The sequence below is a fragment of the Litchfieldella xinjiangensis genome, from assembly GCF_000759345.1.
GTDB lineage: Bacteria > Pseudomonadota > Gammaproteobacteria > Pseudomonadales > Halomonadaceae > Litchfieldella_A > Litchfieldella_A xinjiangensis.
In genome coordinates this window covers 455,984-480,683 of sequence record NZ_JPZL01000003.1, presented here as the reverse complement: position 1 = coordinate 480,683, position 24,700 = coordinate 455,984, and the positions used below count along the sequence as shown (strand labels likewise).

Here is a 24,700-nt window from a genome sequence, read left to right as displayed (position 1 = left end):
TCAATTGTGCCCCTCACCATACCTCACCCCAACGGGGTCACGTTGAGCCCCGAGACGAGTCCCTCAAGGGCGTGACGACCGGCAATGGAGTTGCCATAGCTATCAAGGCGTGGCGACCAGACGCAGATGCTCATGCGGCGCGGCAGGATGGCGACGATGCCACCGCCCACGCCACTCTTGCCGGGCAAGCCGACGCGCCAGGCGAAATCCCCGGCTGCGTCGTAGAGACCGCAAGTGAGCAATAGTGCGTTGACCTGGCGAGTCTGCACCGGGGTGAGCACGGGTTGGCCATCGAACGGGTTGACGCCCTGATTGGCCAGGAAAGCGAAACTCTTCGCCAGCTCTATGCAATTCATCGACAGGGCACAGCTATGAAAGTAGGTATCCAGCACCATCTCGACATCGCTGTGGATGTTGCCGTAGGCCTGCATCAGGTAGCCCAGCGCAGCATTGTGTGCCTTGTGATCCATTTCCGAACGGGCCACGCGCTCATCGAAATCGACCTCTGGGGTATTCGACAAGCGCCTGATCTGATCACGTAACGTGTTCTGCGGCATCCACAATTTCGACACCAGCATATCGGTGACCATCAGCGCACCGGCATTGATGAAGGGGTTGCGTGGCACGCCGTTCTCCACCTCGAGCTGGACGATCGAGTTGAACGCCTGACCCGAGGGCTCCCGTCCCACCCGGGCCCAGAGCTCATCGGGAGGAAGCTGCTGCATCGCCAGCACCAGCGCGTGGGCCTTGGAGACCGACTGGATCGAAAAGCGCGTGGCCGCATCACCGGCATATTGCACGCTGCCATCGGCATGGCACACGGCGATGCCGAACTGGTCAGGCTCGACTTCGGCCAGGGCCGGGATGTAGCTGGCAACCTTGCCCTCGCCAAAGCAGCGGGGTGCATCGGCAGCCAGGCGTTCAAGCAGCGGCTGCAGCTCCTCGCGGGTAATCGGCTGGGGCGTATCGATATCGAGCACGGGACCTCACGACAAAAGGAATCTGCCGATCAGTCTAGGCAATGTGTTGCCAGGGTGCGCGAAACAAGACGCCCCCGCCGTTCGGCGGGGGCGCTCCTGCAAGTGGCCAAGCGGTGGTTCAGTGGCCGGAGTTGGGATCGTGCGCTTCGCTGGTCTGGAAGACTTCCGGATCCTCGGTGCCATTGACGTGGAGGAAGCCGGCCAGGCCCTTTTCCAGTCGTGACAGGGCGTGATCCACCAGGATGTACTTGCCTGGATAGTCGACTTCGAACTCGACCATGGTGGCCCCACCCGGTGCGACGGTGGTGGTCTGCACGTCGGTCAGCGGCGGGCTGGTCAGCGATGCCTGGTCGTAGACCTTGTCGAAGATCTCGCCGATCACATGGAAGCTCGAGGTCGCGTTGGGGCCGCCCACACCGAAGAAGATGCGTACGTTGTCGCCTACGTCGGCTTCCATCTTGTGCGTCTGGGTCAGGGCATCCATGTTGCCGTTGAACATGAAGTGCTCGGCCCGTTCATCCAGCAGCTTGTCGAGCGAGAACTCCTGCAGCCCCTGACTACCATGACGCTCGGCGGTGTAGAGTTCGCCCTGCATGATGTAGAACTCGCGATCGGCCGGGGAAAGACCGCCCTCCGGCTCGACCAGGATCATCCCGTACATGCCGTTGGAGATGTGCTGGGCGACCATCGGTGTTGCGCAGTGATAGACATAGAGGCCGGGGTTCAACGCCTTGAAGGTGAAGCTCTTGGTCTGGCCCGGAGCCGCCTGGGTGACCGCTGCGCCACCGCCAGGGCCGGTTACGGCATGGAAGTCGACGGAGTGGATATGCGCGCTGTCTTCGGCGTTGGCCATGTTGACGGTCACGGTGTCACCCACACGCACCCGTACGAAGGGACCCGGCACTGTGTTGTTGAAGGTCCAGTAATTGTAGCTGGAGCCATCGGCGAGACGCCCCTCGACTTCGGTAGTCTCCAGATTGACGGTGACCTCGCGCGGGCCGCGATCGCCGACCGGCTCACCTACGTTATGCGGATCCATCGACAGATCCCGGGCTTGTGCCTGGTCCCGGGTATCGGCATCGCCGACGATCAGCTTGCCGAACATGCCGGCGGCCTTGTGGCCCGGCAACGAGCAGAGGTATTCGAAGGTTCCGGCTTCGTTGACACGGAACACCACGGCGGTGGCACTTCCCTTGCCACCGATATCGTCGGAATCGACGTTGAACTCGGGCAAGGCAATATCATGCATCGCCCCATCACCGTTGATCAGGTTGATCTGGACGACTGACCCCACCGGCGCGCGAAGCTCAGGGTTGACCATGCCTTGGATACTGCCCTTCTCGCCGACGAAGACCAAGCGTCCTTCCGAGATATCGGTGCGCAGGGTGTAGGTCACATCGGGCGTGACGGCCGCTGGGCTGGGTTCGCCGTGGTCGGCCAGCACGGGGCTGGAGAGTGCTGCGCTTGAGAGCAGTGCCGCGGCGGTCTTGAGGAAAATTCTGCCTTTACCCTTCATTGTCGTATCCCCTCGTGAGGAACCTTCGTTATGTCTCGTTGACACGCTAAAAGTAGCATTATGGATGAATCTTTAACTTGACCCCGGTCAAGGAATGGAGCGCAGCCAGGCGAAGCGGCTAGCGCACAAGAACAGACCCGAAAGGCGAGCCATGAAGGAGAGGTAAAGGGAACAATGTGGCCCGGGCCGGCTTATCGTGATGCCGAGTATCCTCGAGGAGGATCAGGCAATTCTGAAATGGCAAACAGTCCCCACCAAGCAGCAGCGGCGCGAACAAGGCTAGGCCGATTGCGGCCACCGTAGCGCCCACAAGCGAGGCCACGGCAGAGACCCAGCGCCTCGCCGCCCCGGCCCTTTAGGGCAATGGGGTAGCCATCCAGCGTAGTCATCATGGCCGGCTCATCGCTGGGGATATTGAGCACGATCAAACTGATGCGTCCGCCGTACATGCACCTGTAATAGACATTACCCAATACGATCAACGCCGCCGTGGGTGCCAGGTCGAAATCGAACGACAGGGGATAATCAAGGCTACGCCATTGACCGGTCCCAACCCTGGCAGGGCCCCGATCAACGTGCCGATGGCACAGCCGATCAGCGCCAGCAACAGATGCTGGGGCTCGGTTACCACGGCGAAGCCCTGCATGAGTGAAGCGAGGATGACCTCAGGTTCAACAGAGGGGCGCGCACCTTGGCTCCCTCCCGGCCTCAGTCCTCTGCCAATGCTGGCAGCAGTACCTTGACCTTGCGCGTCAACGTATTGCGCCCCCATCCCAGCAGTTCGGCAGCCTCCCCCTTGCGCCCCCCGGTGTGCTTGAGCGCGGTCTCGATCAGGATCCGCTCGAAATCGGGCACGGCTTCCTCGAGCAGGTGCGTGTGGCCGGCGGACAACGCACGATCGGCCCAGTCACGGAAGGCCGCGCGCCAGTCTCCGGCGGCCCCCTCACTCTCTTCTACGCTGCGAAGTTCCGGGGGCAGGTCGTCGACCAGCACTTCGCGGCCCGAGGCCATCACCGTCAGCCAGCGGCAAGTGTTCTCGAGCTGGCGCACGTTGCCCGGCCAGGAGAGGTGCGTGAGATGCTGCTCAGCCTCCTGGGTCAGCACCTTGGCTTCGGTCGAGAGCTCACGTGCAGCCTCGGCCAGGAAGTGATGCGCCAGACGGGGAATGTCCTCGCGCCGCTCGGACAGGCGTGGTAGATGAACACGGATCACGTTCAGGCGATGAAAGAGATCCTCGCGGAAGCGTCCTTCCTCGACCAGCTGCTCCAGGTTCTGGTGCGTGGCGGCGATGATGCGGACATCCGCTTTCACTGACAGATGCCCCCCGACCCGATAGAACTCGCCATCGGCCAACACACGCAACAGGCGTGTCTGGGTATCCGGCGGCATGTCGCCGATCTCGTCGAGGAACAGCGTGCCGCCATCGGCCTGTTCGAAGCGCCCGCGGCGCTGCGCTGTAGCTCCCGTGAAGGCCCCCTTCTCATGCCCGAACAGCTCGGACTCCATCAAGTCCTTGGGAATGGCTGCCATATTGAGGGCAATGAAGGGCTTGCCGGCACGCGGGCTGTGTTGATGCAGCGCCTGGGCGACGCGCTCCTTGCCGGTCCCCGATTCGCCGTTGATCAGCACCGTGATGTGCGAATGCGACAGCCGGCCGATGGCGCGAAACACCTCCTGCATGGCCGGCGCCTCGCCGATAATCTCCGCCGACAACCCTTCGGGTGCGATCGCCGGACTGCGGCGCTCGCGCGCATGGGCCACCGCGCGGCGCACCAATGCCAGCGCCTCGTCGACATCGAAGGGCTTGGGCAGATATTCGAAGGCACCGCCCTGATAGGAGGCTACCGCACTGTCGAGATCCGAATGCGCGGTCATCACGATCACCGGCAAATCCGGATGGGTCTCGCGGATGCGTGCCATCAGATCCAGGCCGTCCAGGCCCGGCATGCGGATATCGGTCACCAGGACGTCGGGCGGCGACTGTAGCAGACTCTCCAGCGCCGTATCGGCCCGTTCGAAGCTTTGAACGGCCAGGTCCGGCTGGGCCAGGGCGCGTTCGAGCACCCAGCGTATCGCTCGGTCGTCGTCGACGATGACGACACGTGCAGCATCGGTCATAACGGCCTCCTGCAATCTGCGCCGCCTGCGGCGCCATGGATCGTTGTCGGTAAGCTGAGTGTCATGAAGCGGCATCCAGCGGCATCAAGAGGCGGAACTCGGTCCTTCCAGGCTCGGAGTCGCATTCGATCAGTCCTTGATGTTGATGCAGAATCGATTGGGCAATGGAAAGCCCCAGGCCACTCCCTTCGGCGCGCCCCGAGACCATGGGATAGAACAGGGTTTCACGCAGCTGCGGAGGAATCCCCGGGCCGTTGTCGATGATGGCCACTTCACACACCAGGCGGTGGCGCTCGGCCCCCAGCGTGAATTGCCGCCGCGCCCGGGTGCGTAGCGTCAGTTGCGGATCGGCCGTCGCGCTTTCCGACATTGCCTCGACGGCATTGCGCGCCACGTTCAACACTGCCTGGATCAGTTGTGCCTCGTCGCCGATCGGCTCCGGCAGGCTGGGATCGTAGTCGCGCTGGATGCTGACCAGCGGCTGCTCGGCCAGCAGCAAGGTACGTACACGCTCCAGCACTTTGTGAATATTCAACGGCGTGTGGCGTTCGGGCTGGTTGGGGCCGAGCATGCGATCGACCAGATCGCGAAGGCGATCGGCTTCCTCGACGATGATGCGGGTGAATTCCGCCAGTTGCGGATCGGGCAGGTCGCGCTCGAGCAGTTGCGCGGCACCGCGTATGCCTCCCAGCGGATTCTTGACCTCATGCGCCAAACCACGGGACAACACCTTGATGGTTTCCTGACGAGCGATCAGCGCCTCCTCGCGGGAAATACGCAGCAAGCGGTCGCGTGGCTCGATTTCGAGCAGCAGCTCATCGTCGGACAGGGGTGTCACGGTGAAATCCACCGTGATCGTGTCGCCACTGGAAAGTCGCAGTACCGCCTCACGCTGAGTGAACGGATGAAATTCGACGCGTGCCTTGGTCAAGACATCGGCCACTTCACCGTTGACCCCAGCGAGGCACTCGAGACACGAGCCCTGCACCCGGCCGAGACTCACGGCCAGCAGCGCTTCAGCGGCGGGATTCAGCCAGCGCACCCGCAGGGCACCATCCAGCAGCAACACCGCAGTGGTCAGGTGTTCGATCAAACGTTGATACATGGTGCATCCCGGTTAGGTCGCATTCACTACTGCTGTGCAAAAAGCGCGCCAGCCAGGGACTCACGTATTCATCGGGATTTCAGGCCTGGCGCCTTTCTCTTGCGCACCAATTTAGTGCATTGCACCGCCGGGTGACTATTACAATGGCGCATCGTGGCGCAATGAGCAGGAACGAACGCGAGAACGCGCTCCGACTAGTTGGGATTCTGAGGCAGGTTGACGCTGGCGCGTTGGACATGGAGAGTCACCGGCGCACTGCGGTGGCGCACCTCGCCAGAGGCATCGAGCAGTTCCGCCTCGAGGACGTGCTCACCTCGCGCCAGATTGGTGAGCATGAACGCGGCCGTGTGCATCGCCGATTGGCTGATGCTTCCATCCACAAGCAGGCGCACCCGGTGGTCTTCGCGCAATGGGGGGTCGACACCCAGTTGTACCTGAACGTTGCCTGCCTGGCCTGTGGGCACGGTGGCCTCGTCCTGCGGCGAGACGATCCGAAAACGCGAATACGGCATGAATGGCGAGCCGGAATTGGCCGGCGACGCCGCATTGTCCTGGCCGGCATCTGCCTGGGTGGCCGCCGATGGAGGCGTCGCCCTGGGGGCCGGAACCACCGTCACCGCCGGCAGTTCGATGCGCTCGCGCCCCTGGCCGGGCTGGTCCGTGAAGACCACATTCCCCTGTGCATCGGTACTGCGATAGACCGTCGCCGCCAGACTGGCAAGGGGCAGGCAGAGTCCCAGGGTGAATAAGACAAGACGCCACGTCATCGCCATTCCTCTGTGCGCGGAAGCGTTTCCGGATTCGAATGCCAGTGTACTGCAAAATAAAAAAAGGGGCGCCACCGATGGTGGCACCCCTTCTGTCGCAGCGAGAACGTCCGCTGCAAGAAGCGCTTAGCAGCTGTAGTACATGTCGAACTCGATCGGATGCGTGGTCATGCGCAGACGCTCGACATCTTCACCCATCAGCTCGATGTAGGCATCGATCATGTCGTCGGTGAACACACCGCCTTCGGTCAGGAACGCACGATCCTTGTCGAGGGCTTCCAGCGCCTGGTCGAGGCTGCTGGCGACCGTCGGCACCAGCTTGCCTTCTTCCGGCGGCAGGTCGTACAGGTTCTTGTCCATGGCATCGCCAGGATGGATCTTGTTCTTGATGCCGTCGATACCCGCCATCAGCAGAGCGGCGAAAGCCAGGTAGGGGTTGGCAGTCGGGTCGGGGAAGCGACACTCGACGCGCTTGCCCTTGGGGCTGGCGGTGTACGGAATACGGATGGAGGCGGAGCGGTTGCGGGCACTGTAGGCCAGCATGACCGGCGCCTCGAAGCCCGGCACCAGGCGCTTATAGGAGTTGGTGGACGCGTTCGTGAAAGCGTTCAGGGCACGGGCGTGCTTGATGACACCACCGATGTAGTACAGCGCTGTCTCGGAGAGGCCTGCATACTCGTCACCCGCGAACTGGTTCTCGCCATCCTTCCAGAACGACTGGTGAACGTGCATGCCGGAACCGTTGTCGCCGACCAGCGGCTTGGGCATGAAGGTCGCGGTCTTGCCGTACGCGTGGGCCACATTGTGGATCACGTACTTCATTTCCTGAACTTCGTCGGCCTTCTTCACCAGCGTGTTGAACTTGACGCCGATTTCGTTCTGCCCGGCATTCGCCACCTCATGGTGGTGCACTTCGACGCTCTGGCCGATCGCTTCCAGGGTGTTACACATCGCGCTACGGATGTCATGGAAGCTATCCACCGGCGGTACCGGGAAGTAGCCGCCCTTGACTCGCGGACGGTGGGCCAGGTTGCCACCTTCGATCTTGCGATCGGTGGACCAGGCACCCTCTTCGGAAGAGATCTTGTACATGGCGCCTTCGATATCGGCTTTCCAATGCACTTCGTCGAAGATGAAAAATTCAGGCTCCGGACCGAAGAAGGCGGTATCGCCCAGGCCGGTGGACTGCAGGTAGGCTTCGGCACGCTTGGCGATGGAGCGCGGGTCGCGCTCGTAGCCCTGCATGGTGGCCGGCTCGATGATGTCGCAGCGCAGTACCAGGGTGGCGTCTTCGGTGAACGGATCGAGGAACGCGGTCCCGTCTTCGGGGCGCAGGATCATGTCGGATTCGTTGATGCCTTTCCAGCCGGAGATGGAGGAACCATCGAACATCTGTCCGTTCTCGAAGAACTCCTCGTCGACGGCGCTGGACGGGATGGTGACATGCTGTTCCTTACCCTTGGTGTCGGTAAAGCGCAGGTCGATCCACTTGATGTCATGTTCTTCGATAAGGGCGAGGGTCTTCTCAGACATGCTGTCCTCCACTAGTGAGCGATGGCTCGTCTCGTTGGCGTTGAGTATCCCGCGTCGTTTGTAGCATGCCCGGGGCGACTTGCCCACGTCAGCCATGACGACGTTAAGGGGGTAATGACTCTGTAGAGTGCAATGCAGACAGCGTGCCAAAATGGCGCATTTTCTTGCAAGCGCAACATAACCTCATGATTTGTAATAACTTTCCTGTCTTAATTGAAAGTGAGCCGGCCAGACGAACCTAGGCGGGGGCGCCCAGTGACCCGCCACCATGCACCATATCCGCGCTTTATTTCCCGGTTTTGCACTTTAATGGTGCAAAGCACTGCGCCACCATGTGGCAAAGACGGCCAGTGCCATGACATTTAGCGAGATCGCCATTGTAAAAAGGGATAGATGACAAGCGGAGATACCAGAAAAATCAGGCGGTCCGTCAATTGCTACTTTATGTAATCCAAGACTACCCTTCATTACATGGCCTGAAGCCGCGCGGCCCGACTGCGCTACCTGCCCGGCCCTTCTATCGCAAAATCCACTGCCCACTGGAAAGCGTGGCACTGGCTAGCCTCGAGAGACCTTTCCTCGATGAATGCCTACTGCATCGTAGTCGATACGCGCCTGATGGCCTCCCGCCTGCCGCGCTGCCTGGCCACACTTGATACTGCCATCCGGCGCTTTCCCGGCCGTGTGGAAGTGCATGTCGTTGCCGATGCCGCCAGCCCCCGCCTGTATAGCCTCAGCAAGCGTTACGGGGCGCGCTTCGAGACAATTCCATGCCCCTCTGTCGGCGCCCGCAGTAACGAAGCGGTGCATCGCAACCCAGGCGAGACATTGGTCTTCCCGGCGCCTCGCGCCCGCCTTGCCGACGGCTGGCTGGCCAGCGCCGATTTGCTATTGCGCGGCCAGCATTGGGATGCCGTGCTGTTCCTGCCCCGCGTGCCGCCCTTGTCCTGCAGCCTGATACACTTATGGCGGCAGCGCCCCCCGGCGGGGACGTTGTGTGTCCATCGCGAGTGGTTCGAGCGAATCGGCGGCTTCGATCCCCTGCTCGACGAAGCAGCGGGGGACGACCTGGTGCATCGCTTGCGGGCATGTCAGGCCAGGGTTCTGGAAGTGCCTTTTTCCCAGATTTCATTGAGATCATAGGGAGGCGGCCCGCCCCGGCCCAACCTCCCTCATCCTATTGTGCAGGGGATCCGAGAAGGACATATAATTTGCAGATAGCTCCGCCGGGAGACACTTCATGAACGGTTTCGGTCTGGCACGTGATATCGCTCAACGACTGCGTGGCCACTGGCGCCGCAGCCAGGCCGAGCCCTTGCGTGGGCGTAGCGCCATCCTCATGCTGCATCGGGTCATCGAGGACGAAGAGGCCGCCCGCCTGCCACATCGAGCGCCGTATTGCCTGGGGCCGCAGAGCTTTGATCATCTGCTGATGAGCGTGAGTGAAGTGGCCCGTATCGTGAGCCTGGATACGGCGCTGAAACCCCATCGCGACCCACGTGCCGCGATTGCGTTGACCTTCGACGATGGCTGGCGCGACAACGCCGAGGTCGCCGCGCCGATCCTTGAGCACTATGCCCTGCCCGCCAGCATCTTCGTCACCACGGGGCTACTCAATCGCCCTCGCGGCTTCTGGTGGGAGGTCATCGGGGAGTCGCTATGGACACGCCAACATCCCGAATGGACCCGCGACGCATTGGGAGACGCCGGCCTGCCCCTGCCCCCCATGCCTCCGGCGCATCCCGACGAAGCCTACAGCCATGCCCTACGCCGATATTTGCAGGTCCTGGAAGGTCACTGTCCGCAGACGCTCAACCGGGTTGCCGACGCACTGCACGGCCAGCTTGGTCTCCCTCCGCACGGTATCGATCCCTTTACCCTGCGGCGCCTGGAGCATGGCGGCCTGATTCGCTTCGGCGCCCACGGTGTATTGCCGGAGCGTCTCGAACCCCTGTCCGACGAGCGGGTATGCTGGCATATACGCCGTTCGCGCAGCGACCTGCGCCGCCTGTGTCGCGAGCCCCTCGAGGCCTTCGCCTATCCCGATGCTCAGCCGTCACCTCGCCTGAAACAGCTTGCGAGCCGCTGTGGGGTTCAACTGGCCCTGGCCGGTGCCGGGGGCTGGCTGAGCCAGCGGGACGCCCCCCTGGCCCTGCCGCGTATTCCCATTAGCCAACCGGTGGCCAACAGTCCCGGGCGTCTCTTCGATTGGATGCTGGGCTTTTCCTGACCACGGAACTCAACTATCGATCGTTGATCCAACGCCGTAACCAATTGATCCCGCGTACACTGACGCGGGATTGGCTATTTTTTGTTCGACAAAGCTGGTAGCCGTCATGGCCCAGCCCCTATAATGCGCCCCACTTTTGACTGCAGGATCCCGTCGTGATCGAGAAACTTCGTAATATCGCCATCATCGCCCACGTTGACCATGGTAAAACCACCCTGGTCGACAAGCTCTTGAGCCAGTCCGGTACGCTGGACCGCAAGGCCGAGGGTCAGGAGCGAATCATGGATTCCAATGACCAGGAAAAGGAACGCGGCATCACCATCCTGGCCAAGAATACAGCGATCCGATGGCAGGCTCCCGGTTCCGACGAGGTCTATCACATCAATATCGTCGACACCCCTGGACACGCCGATTTCGGCGGCGAGGTCGAGCGCGTGATGTCGATGGTCGACTCCGTTCTGCTGCTGGTCGATGCGGTCGACGGCCCCATGCCGCAAACCCGCTTCGTGACCCAGAAAGCGTTTGCCCAGGGGCTCAAGCCGATCGTGGTGGTCAACAAGATCGACCGTCCCGGGGCGCGTCCTGACTGGGTCATCGACCAGATCTTCGATCTGTTCGACAACCTCGGCGCGACCGACGATCAGCTCGACTTCCCGATCATCTACTGCTCGGCACTCAACGGTATCGCCGGCATGGATCCGGAGGAGCTGGCCGAGGACATGACTCCGATGTTCCAGTCGATCGTCGACATCGTCGAGCCGCCCAATGTCGTGCTCGATGGCCCGTTCCAGATGCAGATCTCGGCACTCGACTACAACAGCTACGTGGGCGTCATCGGGCTGGGCCGTATCAAGCGCGGCGCCGTGCGTCCCAACCAGCAAATTACCGTGGTCGACACCGACGGCACCACCCGCAAGGGCAAGATCGGCCAGGTCATGACCCACCTGGGCCTGGATCGCGTCCAGACCGAACAGGCCACCGCGGGCGACATCGTCTGCATCACCGGTATCGACGATCTGTCGATCTCCGATACGTTATGCGACCCGGCGGCACCCGAAGCGCTGCCGCCGCTGTCGGTGGACGAGCCTACCGTCTCGATGACCTTCCAGGTCAACGATTCCCCGTTCGCCGGTCGCGATGGCAAGTACGTCACCAGCCGCAACATCAAGGATCGTCTCGACCAGGAGTTGATCCACAACGTGGCGCTGCGTGTCGAGCAGGGCGAGACCCCTGAGAAGTTCAAGGTGTCCGGGCGTGGCGAACTGCACCTCTCGGTGTTGATCGAGACCATGCGTCGCGAAGGCTTCGAACTGGCCGTGGGCCGCCCCGAAGTGATCATCAAGGAAATCGACGGCACCAAGCAGGAGCCGTACGAAGAGGTGATCATCGACTGCGAGGAGCAGCACCAGGGCGCGATCATGGAAGAGCTCGGCTACCGCAAGGGTGAACTGACCAACATGAATCCCGACGGAAAGGGCCGCGTGCGCCTGGACTTCATCATCCCCGCACGTGGGCTGATCGGTTTCCGTGGCCAGTTCCTGACCCTGACCTCGGGTACCGGCATCCTGACCAGCCGTTTCGACCATTACGGCCCGCTCAAGCCCGATGCATCGATCGAGCGTCGCAACGGCGTGCTGGTATCGATGGTTCCCGGCAAGGCGCTGGCCTACGCGCTCTATGCGCTGCAGGAGCGCGGCAAGCTCATCATCGATCACGGTACCGAGGTTTATGAAGGCATGCTGGTGGGAATCAACAACCGTGCCAACGACATGGTGGTCAACCCCACCAAGGGCAAGAAGCTCGACAACATGCGCGCTTCGGGTAACGATGAAAACATCGTGCTGACCCCGCCAGTACGCTTCTCGCTGGAGCAGGCGATCGAATTCCTCGACGACGACGAGCTGGTCGAAGTCACGCCGAGCCATATTCGCCTGCGCAAGAAACACCTCACCGAGAACGAGCGCAAGCGAGCCAGCAAGAACTGAGAGCGCACCAGCAAGAACTGAGTCGCTCGAGCTGAAAAAAAGCCCGCCTTATGGCGGGCTTTTTCGTCCTTCTCTACGCTCTACGGTAACGCTTATTGCTGCGATTGCTCTTCGGAGCGCTCGACCTGCACATCGGCATTACCCTGATCTTCTACCGATACATCGGGCTCGCCCTGCTGTACGTCGACCTCGGGATCAGCCTGGTCAACCTGTACATTAGCATCCTGTTGGTCAACTTGAACATTAGGGTCCGTCTGGTCCACTTGGACATTCGGCTCGCCCTGCTGCACATCGACGTTGGGGTCGGGCTTATCAACCTGTACCTCCGGGTCCTGCTGCTTCACCTGAACATTCGGATCCGATTGGTCGACCTGTACATTCGGCTCCTGCTGGCTCACCTGAACGCTCGGCTGCCCCCGCTGTACATTGACCTCAGGGTCAGGCTGATCTATCTCCACTTGCGGCTCCGGCTGTTCCACAGTGACCTTCGGTTGCCGCTGCTCGACGGTGATCGTCGGGGCTTCGGTCGTCACCTTGATTTCCGCACCCTTCTCCTGCACATCGACCTGCGTGCCTTGGCTACCCTGTTGCTGGCCTTGTTGGCCTTGTTGGCCTTGCTGCTGGCTGCCTTGGCTGTCCATGGCAGTAAGGAACTCATCCAGGCTCAGCCGGCCATCATCATCGGAATCAGCCTGGTCAAACGTATCCTCATCCAGCTCGGATATATCTTCCGCTTCCTGCTCGCTCAGGTAACCGTCCTCGTTACGGTCAGCCTCGATGAGTCTCTGCTCGAGACTCTGCTGGTCCTGGGCCACGGCGCCGCTTGCGATACCGGCACTGAACATGCCTACGGCAATGGCTATCGCTGTCCTTTTCATGATTTCTCCTTACTGACGGCACTTCATATATGAGAGCGAGGACATTAGGGCAAGTGCAAGATGCCATAAAGTCAATAACTAGCTTGGCCCGTTATTTCCAGCACGCTCATCAAATATTGGAAGTTAAACTCATGCTTTTTCAGTATGAGTCTTGAAAACCGAAATATGGCGCGGCGAGAGCCGCGCCCTGGTAAACATCATTCTACGAGCTACACGATCAGTTACCGCTTCCTGCAGCTTCCTGAAGCGTTTGACCGCTTTCCAACTGGGTATAGTTATCTTCGTTGTACTGCTCAGCGGAATTTTTGATCTCGTCTTCGCCACGGTCGGTCTGCATGACGAGTTGATCGTTCTGGAGTTGCATCTCTTCCAGGGGAAGCGCGATCTCTTCAGCGCCAATGCCCCAGAAGCCGCCAACGGTCACGATGCCGTAGAGCTTGTTGTCCTGTGTATGTTGGGCAACGTGCTCGATGTCACCGATCTCCTGGCCGTTGTTATTGACGACCTGCATGCCCTCCAGATCATCCACCTGCATGGACATCAACGAAGTCGCTTCCGATGACTGACCGGACTGCTGTTGCTGGTTCTGCTGTTGCTGGTCTTGCTGTTGCTGGTCCTGCTGTTGCTGATTCTCTTCGTCTTCAGGACGAACCACCTCTACATCGGCTTCGTCCCCTTCCTCGATATTGACTTCCGGCTCACCCTGCTGCTCAACCGTCACGTTAGGCTCGGCCTGTTCGACGTTCACCTCGGGTTCGGCCTGCTCGACCTGTACGTCCGGCTCGGACTGTTCGACGGTGACATTCGGCTCCTCCTGCTCGACATTCACGTCCGCCGCTTCTGACTGGACGTCAACATTCGCAGGCTGTTCCTCAACATCGACTTGGGTGCTTTCCTGCTGGTTCTGCTGCTGGTTCTGCTGCTGGTTTTGCTGTTGATCTTGCTGGATCTGCTGCCGATCTTGCTGGCTCTGGTCCTGCTGGCCTTCCCGTTGCTCGATGGCAGTCAGGTATTCATCCAGGCTCAGGCGATCATCATCGTTGGTATCGGCTTGGTCGAAGGCGTCCTGGTCAAAGCCGGAAATTTGCTGGGCTTCTTCCTGGCTCAGGAAGCCGTCACCATTACTATCCGCATTGACGAATTGCTGTTCCTGTTGCTCCTGCGCCAAGGCGCCTCCAGCGATACTTGCACAAAGAGCGCTCACGGCGATGGCAATTGCTGTCCTTTTCATAAAACCTCCCTCAGTTAGCTGGCTCTTTCAAGCTAGACCATACAGGCGGGTTTACGAGTACGAAGTAGAAATTAAAAAACAATATTTACTTACTGTTACTTTCTATTTCAAACGAGGTTTGAAAATTCAGCCTGATTTCAATTTGCGAAAGGCTTATAAAGCGAAGCGCATGTTAAGTGCCAATATACCAGTAATGTCGAATGATCAAACGGAACAGAACCCAGGCGGACGAAGACGTCATGGGATGGGCTTATTCATGGCTGCTACAGTACTGATACATCAATCCGTAAAAGGAGTGCGCCATGCACAAGCACGTCGAATGGGATGCCCCGGGACGCGACAGCGTGATCGACCACTATGCCCAGTCTCCCAATACCAATCCCGAGCCGGGGCCCGGCGATATCCTGTCCACCCGCTACAAAGGCAAGGTAGTACGTATCAAGGTGCAAGCCTATGTCGACGGCACCAGTATCGGCGACGTGGCTGCGCTGATCGACCCGCAAAGTGGCGAGCGGCTAAAAGCCCTGGGTGAGCTGACGGTGGGCGACACGGTGCGCGTACCGGACGGCAAGCGCGCCTTCGAGCCCCAGCCTCGGCATGGGGACGACAAGGACGACGATTGAGCGCCGGCACCAGACTCGCCCAGGCGCGCCTAGGGCACCCGACCAACGCCTCATAAACGCTTATCGACTGGTCAAATTCACGCTGCTGGCGCACAGTTGGCCTTTATCATGGCAGGCGCTCGGCTTGCCTGGGGCCACGGGGCCCACTACGGGTAACGGCTAGCTCAGGATTCACACAACAATGATCATGCTTAATGCCAGGCCGCCCCGGCCGGGACGGCTGCCGGCGGCTGACAGGACAAGTGGGGCTATAACAACGGGCCTATCGAGGGGAGACGGGCAATGAGCGCCATCATCGAGGTGCAGCATGCCCGCAAGGCCTTCGGAGGACTGACCGTCATCGACGACTGCTCGATTCAGGTCGAACGAGGCTCCATCACCGGCATGATCGGTCCCAACGGGGCTGGCAAGTCGACACTCTTCAATATCATCGCCGGCACCCTGCCGCTGGATTCGGGCCGGGTACTGCTCGACGGCGAAGACATCACCAGCCTGCCCGCCGACGTGCTGTTCCACAAGGGATTGCTGCGCACGTTCCAGATCGCGCATGAGTTCTCGCACATGACGGCGCTTGAAAACCTGATGATGGTGCCGCCTCGCCAGGAGGGCGAGAGCCTGTTCAGCGCCTGGTTCAAGCCCGGTGAGGTGCGGCGTCAGGAAGACGAGGTGCGCCGCCGCGCCCTCGAGGTGATCGACTTCATCGGTCTCGCCCACGTCCGCAACGAGCTGGCCGGTAACCTGTCCGGCGGCCAGAAGAAACTGCTCGAACTTGGCCGCACCATGATGACCGAGGCTCGCGTGGTCCTGCTCGACGAGATCGCCGCCGGGGTCAACCGTACCCTGCTCGGGGACCTGATGACCAACATCGAACGGCTCAATCGCGAGCTGGGCTACACCTTCCTGGTCATCGAACACGACATGGACATGATCGCGCGGCTGTGCGATCCGGTCATCGTGCTCGCCCAGGGCAGCGTGATGATGGAAGGCTCCATCAAGGACGTACAGAACAATCCCGAGGTCATCGAAGCCTACTTCGGGGCACCTACAGAATAGCGCCACTATAGAACAACAGGGCCGCCCGGGCACCTGGCCCGGCGGCGATACGGGAACGTACGCATGGCATTACTGGAAGCGAGCGATGTGCATGGCGGCTATGGCGGCATGAACATTCTGAACGGGGTCAATATAGCGATCGAGGCCGATCAGATCGGCGTCATCGTCGGGCCCAACGGGGCCGGCAAGTCAACCATGCTCAAGGCCATCTTCGGCCTGCTGGAAGTCAACCAGGGCGAGATTCGCCTGCGTGGCGAGCCGATCACCAACCTGGCGCCCAACAAACTGGTGCATAAGGGCATGGGGTTCGTTCCCCAGGAGAAGAACATCTTTCCCAGCCTCAGCTTGCAGGAAAATCTCGAGATGGGCACGTACATCCGCCCCAACAATTTCCGCCGCATGCTCGAACAGATCTACGACTTCTTCCCGCCTTTGGTCGAAAAGCGCCACCAGCCGGCCGGGGAACTCTCCGGTGGTCAGCGGCAAATGGTGGCCATGGGGCGCGCGCTGATGGCCGAGCCCAGCGTGCTGCTGCTCGACGAGCCCACCGCGGGCCTGTCCCCCATGTACATGAACGAGATCTTCGAACGGGTAAAGACGATCAACGCTGCCGGGGTCGGCATCCTGATGGTCGAACAACACGCCAAGCAGGCATTGGCGATCGCCCACAAAGGGTTCGTCCTGGCCGCGGGCCAGAACCGCTTCACCGATACCGGCGAGGCCCTGCTCAACGACCCCGACGTCGCCAAGAGCTTCCTTGGTGGCTGATACCCCGTTCCCTGCGGAGACGATGTCTTGAACGAACTGGTGTTCTTCCTCAATAACGTGGTGGTGTCGGGTGCGGTGGCCGGCTCCATCTATGCCATGGGGGCGATCGGCGTCACCCTGGTATTCAGCATCATGCGCTTCGCCCATTTCGCGCATGCCGACATGATGACCCTGGGGGCGCTGTTGGTACTCGCCCTGACCACCCTGTTTCCGGAAGCCGGCCTGGCGATCGGCCTGCCGACCGCGATCGTCATGCTGCCCGTGGCCATGGTCATCACGGCAATCGCCGCGGTAGGCATCGACCGGGTGTTCTACAGGCCCTTGCGGGCGCACAAGGTCAAGCCGATCGTCATCGTCATCGGCTCGCTGGGCGTTACGCTGATGCTGCAGGGCTTGATCCGCCTGTTCGCCGGCACCAGCGCCCAGAGCCTCTACATCGCCGAGCGCAAGGCCATCTTCCGCCTCGAAATGCCCTTCGAGCTGGCCTCACGACCGGTCATCATCACCGAGCCGCAAGTCATCCTGTTCGTGCTGACGCTGGTGGCGGTGGTCGGGCTGCATCTGTTCCTGAGCCGCTCACGACTGGGCAAGGCGATGCGTGCGATGTCCGACAACCCTGATCTGGCACGGGCCTCGGGCATCAACACCGATACCATCGTCGCCGTCACCTGGATAATTGCCGGTGGCCTCGCCGCCGTCGCGGGCACCCTGCTCTCGCTGGATGTCGCCTTCAAGCCCGACCTGAGCTTCTTCCTGCTGTTGCCGATCTTCGCCGCGGCCATCGTCGGCGGTGTCGGGCATCCCTATGGTGCTATCGCGGGGGGCTTCGTGATCGGCTTTGCCGAGACCCTGGCGGTCTTCAACTGGTCGGTATTGCTGCGTCCGCTACGCGACAGCTTCCCGACCTGGCTGGAGTTGCCCAATAACCTGGCGCTGGTGGGTACCGAGTACAAGATCGTGGTGCCCTTCTTCATCCTTGTCGCCATTCTCGTGTGGCGCCCCACCGGCATCTTCAAGGGGAAGGTGATCTGATGAATCGTACACTTCCTGTCCGCGAAACCGTCCTCTTCAGCGGCTTGCTGGTCGCCGTTGTCCTTATCTACCTGAGCATGGGCAGCGCCTACAGCACGCGCATGCTGGTCGAGGCCGCCTGCTACGCCATCCTGGCCCTGGGCCTGACCATTCAGTGGGGCTACGCCGGTCAGTTCAATGCCGGGGTAATGGGCTTCGTCGCACTTGGCGGCTTCGCTGCCATGTTTTTCAGCGTGCCGACCAATCCCGACTTCTGGAATACCGATCTACCCGGCCAACTGGGTATCGTACTGCTCATGCTGGTGGTATCGATCGCGCTGGTCTTCGTCGCCTCCCGGCTCGACCGGGTGGGGCTGCCCAAGCGGCTACGTACCATCGTCACGGTCGTGCTTGCGTTGGTGCTTTATCTGGTCGTAATCAGCGCACTGCGCGAGGTGACAGGCGAAATAGAATCCCAGGCCGGTTTCATCGGCGGTCTGGGGTTACCGGCCTGGACCGGCTGGATCGTCGGCGGCGCTCTGGCCGGTGGGCTGGGTTATTTCATTGGCCATATCTGCCTGGGGCTGCGTAGCGATTACCTGGCCATCGCCACGCTGGGCATCGCCGAGATCATCAAGGCGTTTCTCAAGAACTCCGACTGGCTGACCCGCGGCACTGCCACCGTCTCTCCCTTGCCGTGGCCGACCCCGGGGCCGAGCGAACTGGGCTTCACTCTGTCGCGCGCGCTCTACCTATCGATTACCGCCGTGCTGATCGCGGTCATCTTCTTCCTGCTGCATCGTGCCTATCACGCCCCATGGGGCCGCATGATCCGCGCCATCCGCGACAACGAAGTCTCGGCCGCGGCCATGGGCAAGGACATCAATCGCCGTCGCCTGGAGATCTTCGTGCTGGGCTGCATCCTGATGGGCATCGGCGGTGCCGTGCTGACCAGCTTCAACGGTCTGTTCGACCCGCAGGGTTACCTGCCGCTGAACCATACGTTCCTGGTGCTGGTGATGGTCATCCTGGGCGGGCCGGGCAATAACCTGGGCACGATCTTTGGCGCGGTGCTGGTCTACATCATCTGGATCATGTCCGAACCCTTGGCGCTTTTCCTCATGCAGGGCGCCGTCACGCTGGGTGAGGCCTGGTTTGGCTGGGACGCCCCGAGCAACTTGGATAGCCGCGCCCTGCAGGCCCGGGTGTTCGTGATCGGGCTGCTGATCTCGCTGGTGCTGCGCTATGAGCCCAAGGGCCTGATTCCCGAAAAGGTACCCGAGCACGATTGATGCCGTGCCTTGCATCGCTCCCGGCCTTGTTGAAGGCGTAGGGCCCAGAAACGCGGAAGGCCTCGGCATATGCCGAGGCCTTCTGTTTTAGAGGAACGATCTCCAGTGAGTGCTTACTGGCCCAGGAAGCCCTTGGTCACGAAGCTGCCATCCTCGACGGCCATTTCGACGACCACCCCGGGCACGTCGCCGTTGTCATCGAACTCGTGGGTGCCCGAGGCGCCCTCGTAGTTGATCTCCTGACCATCGGCGAGCAGCTGCTTGGCCTTCTTCCACTCACCGGGAAGGATGGTCTCCCCGGGCGCCATCGCCACATCGCGCAGCGCCTGAGAGAGCCCCTCACGACTGTCGCTGCCGTTCTTCTCGATAGCCAGCGCCAACAGGAAAGTCGCATCGTAGGCCTGGGCAGCGAACACCGCGCTGGGGTCGACGTCAGCCGCGTTGGCCATTTCGGCGAAGACTTCCGCCCCCGGAAGGTCGGGCGAACCGGGACGCGTGGCAATCATGCCCTCGAGCACATCGGCACCCACCGCCCCGACCAATGAGTTACCCACCATGCCGTCGGCGCCCACGTACTGGGTGAAGACACCGCTCTCGTAGGCCTGGCGCAACAGGGTCTGGCCGGACGTATCGGCATAAGCCAGCACGACCAGTGTCTCGGCGCCACTGGAAGAGAGCGAGCCCAGCTCGCTGCGGTAGTCGGCGCGATTATCCTCATGCGCCTGGTTGGCCGCAATGGTGCCACCCTCGTCCTCGAAGGTGGTGGTGAACGCATCGGCCAGGCCCTGACCATAGTCATTATTGACGTAGGTGACGGCCACGTTGTCGATGCCCTTCTCGAGCAGCAACTTGGCCAGCATTTCACCCTGGAAGGCGTCGGAAGGCACGGTGCGGAACACCAGGTCATTGTCGTCGAGCTCAGTCACTGCCGGGGCCGTGGATGCCGGCGACACCATCACCACTCCGCCGGGGATAGCGGCATTGTTGGCTGCGGCCACGGTGGCACCGGTACATAGGGCACCGACGATAGCGGTGACCTTCTCGCTGTTGACCATGCGATCGGCTGCGTTGGAGGCCGCCGAGGCATCGGCACAGGTGGTGTCGGCGTTGGGCATGACCAGCGTCTCGCCGTCGAGAATCCCGCCCTGCTCGTTGATCTGGCTGACCGCTAGCTGGGCACCTGCGTAAATGGGCGGCGTCAGGCTCTCGATCGGCCCCGTGAAGCCTCCCAGGAAGCCGATCTTGACATCGGCCTGCGCGACGCTTGCGACGGTAGCGGCAGCAACCGCCACGGCTAACAAAGCTTTTTTCATGTGTTGTTCTCGCTATGGTTGCCAGTAAGAAAAATGCCGTCTCAACTCTGGGATCGTTTACTCAAAAACACAAGATGGCCTCGCCAACGCAATATTCGCTCACACACGCTCATCGCATTGTTTCATCGAGGTTTCTCGTGACGAACGCCAAACGATGACGTCTCAACGTTAATGAACGTCTCGTCTATGCTTACGTCTATCGTCACGATCTCGATTCACCTTCGACAGGAGCCCACCATGGCGACCCATCCGACGCGCTTGAAGACGCTATCGTACATATTCTCCGCGCTGCTGCTGGCCCCCGCGGCTGCGCTGGCCGGCGAGTCGGTGACCTATGACGTCGACGGGGAACGTTTCGAAGGCTACTTCGCCCCTGCCCAAGGCGAATCCCGTGGTGGCGTTCTGCTCATGCACGACTGGGACGGCCTGACCGGGTACGAAGAAAAACGGGCCGACATGCTCGCCGAACTCGGCTATGACACCTTTGCCATCGACCTGTACGGGCAAGGCAACCGCCCCGCCGAGGTCGATGCCCGCAAGGAAGAGACCGCCAAGCTCTACGACGACCGCGAGCGCATGCGCACACTTACCTTGGCAGGGCTCGAACAGGCCCGTGAGCAAGGCCTCGATGAGGTGGTCGTGATGGGCTACTGCTTCGGCGGTGCGGTTATCCTCGAGCAAGCCCGCTCCGGTGAAGCCGATAACATCCAAGGCTACGCCAGTTTCCATGGCAGCCTGGGCACCCCCGAGGGCCAGTCCTATCCCGAAGATACCCCGCCGCTGCTGATCGCCCATGGCGGTGCCGATAGCTCAGTCAGCCTGGATGATGTCGCCACACTTGCAGGGGAACTTGAAGAGGCCGGCGCCACCTATCAGATCGAGATCTACTCTGGCGCGCCCCATGCGTTCACCGTCTTCGATGGCGACCGCTATCAGGAGCGGGCTGATATCCTCTCGTGGAATGCCTTCACCGCGTTTCTCGAGCGTCAGCTGTAATGACAGTCACCCGGTTGAGTGGCAGCCGCAGCGCGATCGGCCGGGCCCACGGTCAACGGCACGCAGCGCAGATCATCGATAGCCTCGAGGTCTATGCGCGGCTGTTTCGTGATTTCGCCGGTCTCGACTGGCGCCAGGCGCAGCACGAAGCGCGCCGGTTCCTCCCGGCCATCGAGCGCGGTTTTCCGGCGATCCTCGACGAAATCGAAGGCATCGCCCAGGGGGCGGGCATCGCCTTCGACGATGTCCTGGCCCTCAATTGCCGTAGTGAAATTTCCCTGACCCGCGCCAGTGGCGGCTGCTCGGCCTTCACGCTGCATCGCCAGGGCCAGCAGTGGCTGGCCCAGAACTGGGATTGGCGGCCCGATCAGCAAGCCAATGTCGTCGTGCTCGACATCGAGGCCGACGACAAGGCCCGGCTGGCCAGCGTCGGCGAGGCCGGCATGGTCGGCAAGATCGGTCTCAATGCCCATGGCATCGGGGTGGGGCTCAATGCCATTCGTTCCCAGACCTGCGGCGACGGGCTGCCAATCCATGTTGCCCTGCGCAAGATGCTCGAATGTACCGACTTCGAGAGCGCACGCCGCGTCGCACATGACGACCGGGTGGCTTCGCCCGCTCATATCCTGCTGGCCAGCGCCGGTGGGAAAGCGGTCGGCCTCGAGGTCCATCCCGGGCCACCCGGCGAACTCACGCCCCGACGGGGCTTGGTGACACACACCAACCATCTCTATTCAGAAGGGGCGACAGAAACCGTTCGCGACTATCCCAAACCCGATTCCGCAGTACGCCTGCGTCGCCTCGATGCGCTGTTGAGCGAGCCGACCGAGCCCACGCCCGAAGCCCTGTTCGACCTGCTCAGCGATCACCACAACACCCCGATGTCGATCTGTCGTCACCATGATGCTCAACTGCCCGAGGCGGAGCGGATGGAGACGTTGTTCGGAGTCGTCATGAACCTGGACCGGCGTGAGCTGCACCTGCGACTGGGCAAGCCCTGTCAGAATATTCAGGCCTTACGCTTATCGGTCAGTTAGAACCCGGGCCGATTAAGAAAACAGCCTTCGACTAAAGGCGTATGCCAACCTGCCGATATACGTTAGCCCTAGTCATAAAAAACAGGCCCCCCATGAAGACCCTGACTCCCCTCCTCCGCCGCACCAGCGTCGGAGGTAAACTTTCATCGTTCATCCTGGTCCTGCAGCTTGCTGGCTTCGTAGGCCTGGCGTTTTTCCTATCGCAATCCAGTCTCAGGCAGATCAACACCGAAGTCGGCCAAGGCATTCAGCAGCAACAGGAACAAGTTGCCAACATGATGTCGCTGTTCGACGAGACCCTTCAGCAGCAAGCCGGTAATATGCTGCATCTCCTGCTTGGTGATCTGAGCCCCACCTTCGAGGTCGATACGCGGCGACGCATCGAAGTGGCTGGAAGGCAGACCCCCACATTCAGCAACGGCGGCGAGCCACTGAATGGTAATTACACCCTGGCAGACGAATTCACCGTCCGGACAGGTGCACCCGTCACCTTCTTCGCCCGCGATGGCGACGATTTCGTGCGTGTTTCGACGTCGGTAAAGAATGCCAGCGGAGAACGTGTCGTAGGCACGCTGCTCAATCGTGAAAGTAAAAGCTATGCTCGGTTAATGGCCGGTGAAACCTACAGCGGTATCGCCGAACTCTTCGGTACGCCTTACATCACCATATACGAACCCGTGCGCAACCGGCAGGGCGAGGTGGCCGGCGCCGCGTTCATCGGCATCGACATCGTCAAAGAGCTAGCCATGCTGCAAGAGAGAATACGCGGCATCAGCTATTACCAGAGTGGCTACGCCATGCTCGTGGATGCCGCCATTCAGCAAGGCCGCATCATCGCAGGCGGCCCCTATGAAAACGAGTCGCTGGAGTCACTCAAGACCACTGACAATCTGTCCATCTTTTCGGAGCTGACCTCCTCTCCCTCAGGACAGTTCGAATACGCCTTGGAAGGCCGCGACAGCCGACCACAAACGATGTATTTCCAGCACTATCCCGCGTGGAACTGGATCATTACCGGCACGGTATTCGTCGACGAAATGGAAGCGGGCATCATCACGATGCGCAACTGGTCTCTGCTCGCGGCGTTACTGTTGGCCTTGGGTTTTGCTGCGCTGCTCTATTTCTACCAACGCAACCTCATCAGCCGTCCCCTTGAGGCCATAGTCGGCATGGCTCAGCAGTTGGCCAAGGGCGATCTTTCACAACGCCACCCCACCCAGCGCGAAGACGAAATCGGAAAACTCCTGGTCGCCATGAATGGTATCGGGGAAGGACTCTCTCGCACCGTCAGCCAGGTACGCAACAGCACCAGCAGCGTCAATCATGCCGCGGCTGAAATCGCCCAGAGCAGTCAGGACCTGGCATCACGCACCGAGCAATCCGCTGCCAACTTGCAAGAAACCTCGGCCTCGATGGAAGAGATCACCGCAACCGTTCAGAACACGGCGCATTCTGCCCAAGAAGCCAACCAGCTGGTAGCCGATACCGCTGAGATCACTAAACAGGGCAACCAGGACATGATTCAGGCCCAGCGCACCATGGATGACATCAACACCTCGGCCGCCAAGATCGGTGAGATCATTACGCTCATCGACGGAATCGCCTTCCAGACCAATATCCTGGCGCTGAATGCCTCGGTCGAAGCGGCTCGGGCCGGTGAGCATGGCCGCGGCTTTGCCGTGGTTGCCCAGGAGGTCCGCACCCTCGCGACACGCTCCAGTGACGCCTCCAAGGAGATTCGCGGGCTGGTCGATGAATCGATCAAGCATACCCAATCCGGGGCGGCGTTGGTCAGCGGTGCCGCACAGACCATGGAGTCGATCCTGCACGGTGTGAAACGCGTCAGCGACATGATTGGTGAGATCAGTGCCGGCGCAAAGGAGCAAAGCGAGGGAATTATTCAGATCAACACCGCCGTGACGGAGCTTGACGCCATGACCCAGCAAAACGCTGCCGTGGTAGAGCAATCCAGTGCCGCATCCGAAGAGATGCGCAACCAGGCCGAGCAGCTCGAAAGACTGATGGCAAGCTTCACGCTAGGCAGCGAAGCCGACCTATCGGTAGCGGCACTACCACAGAAGTCCAGACCGCCGGTTGCTGCGCTACCCGCTCAATCACGCGGTAAAGGTCCCTCGAAGCACTCCCCTTCCAGCCAGGCCCAGGAGTGGGAGGCGTTCTAACTGGACGTGCCCCCAACCGAAATCAAACGTGCCCCGGCCCTATAAGCTGGGGCACGTTCAGCTGACAGCCTTGATGCATGCCGC

At 61.1% G+C, this 24,700-nt stretch carries 22 protein-coding genes; 11 read left to right on the top strand and 11 right to left on the bottom strand.

Features of this window, described 5'->3' with window-relative positions:
• Positions 1-23: 23 nt before the first annotated feature.
• The 8 genes from glsB to glnA form a co-directional block, all read right to left on the bottom strand.
• Positions 24-980 (bottom strand): glutaminase B, encoded by a 957-nt coding sequence (glsB, locus tag JH15_RS14455; RefSeq protein WP_231566447.1) that lies wholly within the window; start codon positions 978-980, stop codon positions 24-26.
• Positions 981-1,098: 118 nt separating this feature from the next.
• Positions 1,099-2,496, bottom strand: a complete 1,398-nt coding sequence (gene nirK / locus JH15_RS14450) for a copper-containing nitrite reductase (protein ID WP_081949047.1) — start codon at positions 2,494-2,496, stop codon at positions 1,099-1,101.
• Between the two features lie 191 nt (positions 2,497-2,687).
• Positions 2,688-2,969: a tripartite tricarboxylate transporter permease gene (locus JH15_RS18655; RefSeq protein ID WP_422730563.1), complete on the bottom strand. Its 282-nt coding sequence runs from the start codon at positions 2,967-2,969 to the stop codon at positions 2,688-2,690.
• A gap of 5 nt (positions 2,970-2,974) precedes the next feature.
• Entirely contained in the window at positions 2,975-3,127 is a 153-nt protein-coding gene (locus JH15_RS18650) for a tripartite tricarboxylate transporter permease (protein WP_422730562.1), read from the bottom strand.
• Between the two features lie 77 nt (positions 3,128-3,204).
• Positions 3,205-4,614 carry a nitrogen regulation protein NR(I) gene (gene glnG, locus JH15_RS14445; RefSeq protein WP_043531508.1) on the bottom strand — a complete coding sequence of 470 codons (1,410 nt, stop codon included), beginning with the start codon at positions 4,612-4,614 and terminating at the stop codon, positions 3,205-3,207.
• Positions 4,615-4,675: 61 nt separating this feature from the next.
• Positions 4,676-5,719 (bottom strand): nitrogen regulation protein NR(II), encoded by a 1,044-nt coding sequence (gene glnL / locus JH15_RS14440; RefSeq protein ID WP_043531506.1) that lies wholly within the window; start codon positions 5,717-5,719, stop codon positions 4,676-4,678.
• Between the two features lie 194 nt (positions 5,720-5,913).
• A complete protein-coding gene (locus JH15_RS14435) occupies positions 5,914-6,486 on the bottom strand; it encodes a DUF4124 domain-containing protein (RefSeq protein ID WP_043531504.1) in 573 nt (190 codons plus the stop codon).
• 126 nt (positions 6,487-6,612) lie between these two features.
• The gene (gene glnA / locus JH15_RS14430) at positions 6,613-8,019 is read right to left on the bottom strand and encodes a glutamate--ammonia ligase (RefSeq protein WP_043531501.1); all 1,407 of its coding nucleotides are present in this window, start codon (positions 8,017-8,019) and stop codon (positions 6,613-6,615) included.
• A 582-nt stretch (positions 8,020-8,601) separates the two neighbouring features.
• On the opposite strand from glnA, the gene JH15_RS14425 reads away from it, so the two are divergent.
• The 3 genes from JH15_RS14425 to typA all read left to right on the top strand — a co-directional run bounded on the left by JH15_RS14425 (position 8,602) and on the right by typA (position 12,234).
• On the top strand, positions 8,602-9,162 hold the full coding sequence (locus JH15_RS14425; protein WP_043531499.1) for a glycosyltransferase family protein: 561 nt from the start codon (positions 8,602-8,604) through the stop codon (positions 9,160-9,162).
• Positions 9,163-9,259: 97 nt separating this feature from the next.
• Positions 9,260-10,249, top strand: coding sequence for a polysaccharide deacetylase family protein (locus JH15_RS14420; RefSeq protein ID WP_043531497.1), 990 nt, complete (start codon positions 9,260-9,262; stop codon positions 10,247-10,249).
• Between the two features lie 155 nt (positions 10,250-10,404).
• On the top strand, positions 10,405-12,234 hold the full coding sequence (gene typA, locus JH15_RS14415; RefSeq protein WP_043531495.1) for a translational GTPase TypA: 1,830 nt from the start codon (positions 10,405-10,407) through the stop codon (positions 12,232-12,234).
• 92 nt (positions 12,235-12,326) lie between these two features.
• Here the strand turns inward: typA and JH15_RS17860 are convergent, their stop codons facing one another.
• Entirely contained in the window at positions 12,327-13,112 is a 786-nt protein-coding gene (locus JH15_RS17860; protein ID WP_081949046.1) for a hypothetical protein, read from the bottom strand.
• Between the two features lie 217 nt (positions 13,113-13,329).
• Positions 13,330-14,343 carry a PRC-barrel domain-containing protein gene (locus tag JH15_RS14405; protein ID WP_081949045.1) on the bottom strand — a complete coding sequence of 338 codons (1,014 nt, stop codon included), beginning with the start codon at positions 14,341-14,343 and terminating at the stop codon, positions 13,330-13,332.
• A 302-nt stretch (positions 14,344-14,645) separates the two neighbouring features.
• Between JH15_RS14405 and JH15_RS14400 the strand changes: the two genes are divergently transcribed.
• The 5 genes from JH15_RS14400 to JH15_RS14380 all read left to right on the top strand — a co-directional run bounded on the left by JH15_RS14400 (position 14,646) and on the right by JH15_RS14380 (position 19,090).
• Complete coding sequence (locus JH15_RS14400; RefSeq protein WP_043531491.1) at positions 14,646-14,966, top strand: hypothetical protein; 321 nt, start codon at positions 14,646-14,648, stop codon at positions 14,964-14,966.
• 282 nt (positions 14,967-15,248) lie between these two features.
• Positions 15,249-16,019, top strand: coding sequence for an ABC transporter ATP-binding protein (locus tag JH15_RS14395; RefSeq protein WP_043531489.1), 771 nt, complete (start codon positions 15,249-15,251; stop codon positions 16,017-16,019).
• Positions 16,020-16,082: 63 nt separating this feature from the next.
• Positions 16,083-16,787: an ABC transporter ATP-binding protein gene (locus JH15_RS14390; protein WP_043531487.1), complete on the top strand. Its 705-nt coding sequence runs from the start codon at positions 16,083-16,085 to the stop codon at positions 16,785-16,787.
• Between the two features lie 27 nt (positions 16,788-16,814).
• Positions 16,815-17,819 (top strand): branched-chain amino acid ABC transporter permease, encoded by a 1,005-nt coding sequence (locus JH15_RS14385; RefSeq protein WP_043531485.1) that lies wholly within the window; start codon positions 16,815-16,817, stop codon positions 17,817-17,819.
• The gene (locus tag JH15_RS14380; RefSeq protein WP_043531483.1) at positions 17,819-19,090 is read left to right on the top strand and encodes a branched-chain amino acid ABC transporter permease; all 1,272 of its coding nucleotides are present in this window, start codon (positions 17,819-17,821) and stop codon (positions 19,088-19,090) included. The genes JH15_RS14385 and JH15_RS14380 overlap by 1 nt, the downstream gene beginning before the upstream one ends.
• Positions 19,091-19,203: 113 nt before the next feature.
• Here JH15_RS14380 and JH15_RS14375 read toward each other — a convergent pair whose 3' ends face one another.
• Complete coding sequence (locus tag JH15_RS14375; protein WP_043531481.1) at positions 19,204-20,403, bottom strand: ABC transporter substrate-binding protein; 1,200 nt, start codon at positions 20,401-20,403, stop codon at positions 19,204-19,206.
• Positions 20,404-20,640: 237 nt separating this feature from the next.
• Between JH15_RS14375 and JH15_RS14370 the strand changes: the two genes are divergently transcribed.
• The 3 genes from JH15_RS14370 (at position 20,641) to JH15_RS18375 (ending at position 24,616) form a co-directional block, all read left to right on the top strand.
• Positions 20,641-21,399 carry a dienelactone hydrolase family protein gene (locus JH15_RS14370; protein WP_081949044.1) on the top strand — a complete coding sequence of 253 codons (759 nt, stop codon included), beginning with the start codon at positions 20,641-20,643 and terminating at the stop codon, positions 21,397-21,399.
• Positions 21,399-22,436, top strand: coding sequence for a C45 family autoproteolytic acyltransferase/hydrolase (locus JH15_RS14365; protein ID WP_043531479.1), 1,038 nt, complete (start codon positions 21,399-21,401; stop codon positions 22,434-22,436). Before JH15_RS14370 ends, JH15_RS14365 begins: the two co-directional genes overlap by 1 nt.
• Positions 22,437-22,528: 92 nt before the next feature.
• Complete coding sequence (locus JH15_RS18375) at positions 22,529-24,616, top strand: methyl-accepting chemotaxis protein (RefSeq protein ID WP_052384137.1); 2,088 nt, start codon at positions 22,529-22,531, stop codon at positions 24,614-24,616.
• Positions 24,617-24,700 lie beyond the last annotated feature (84 nt).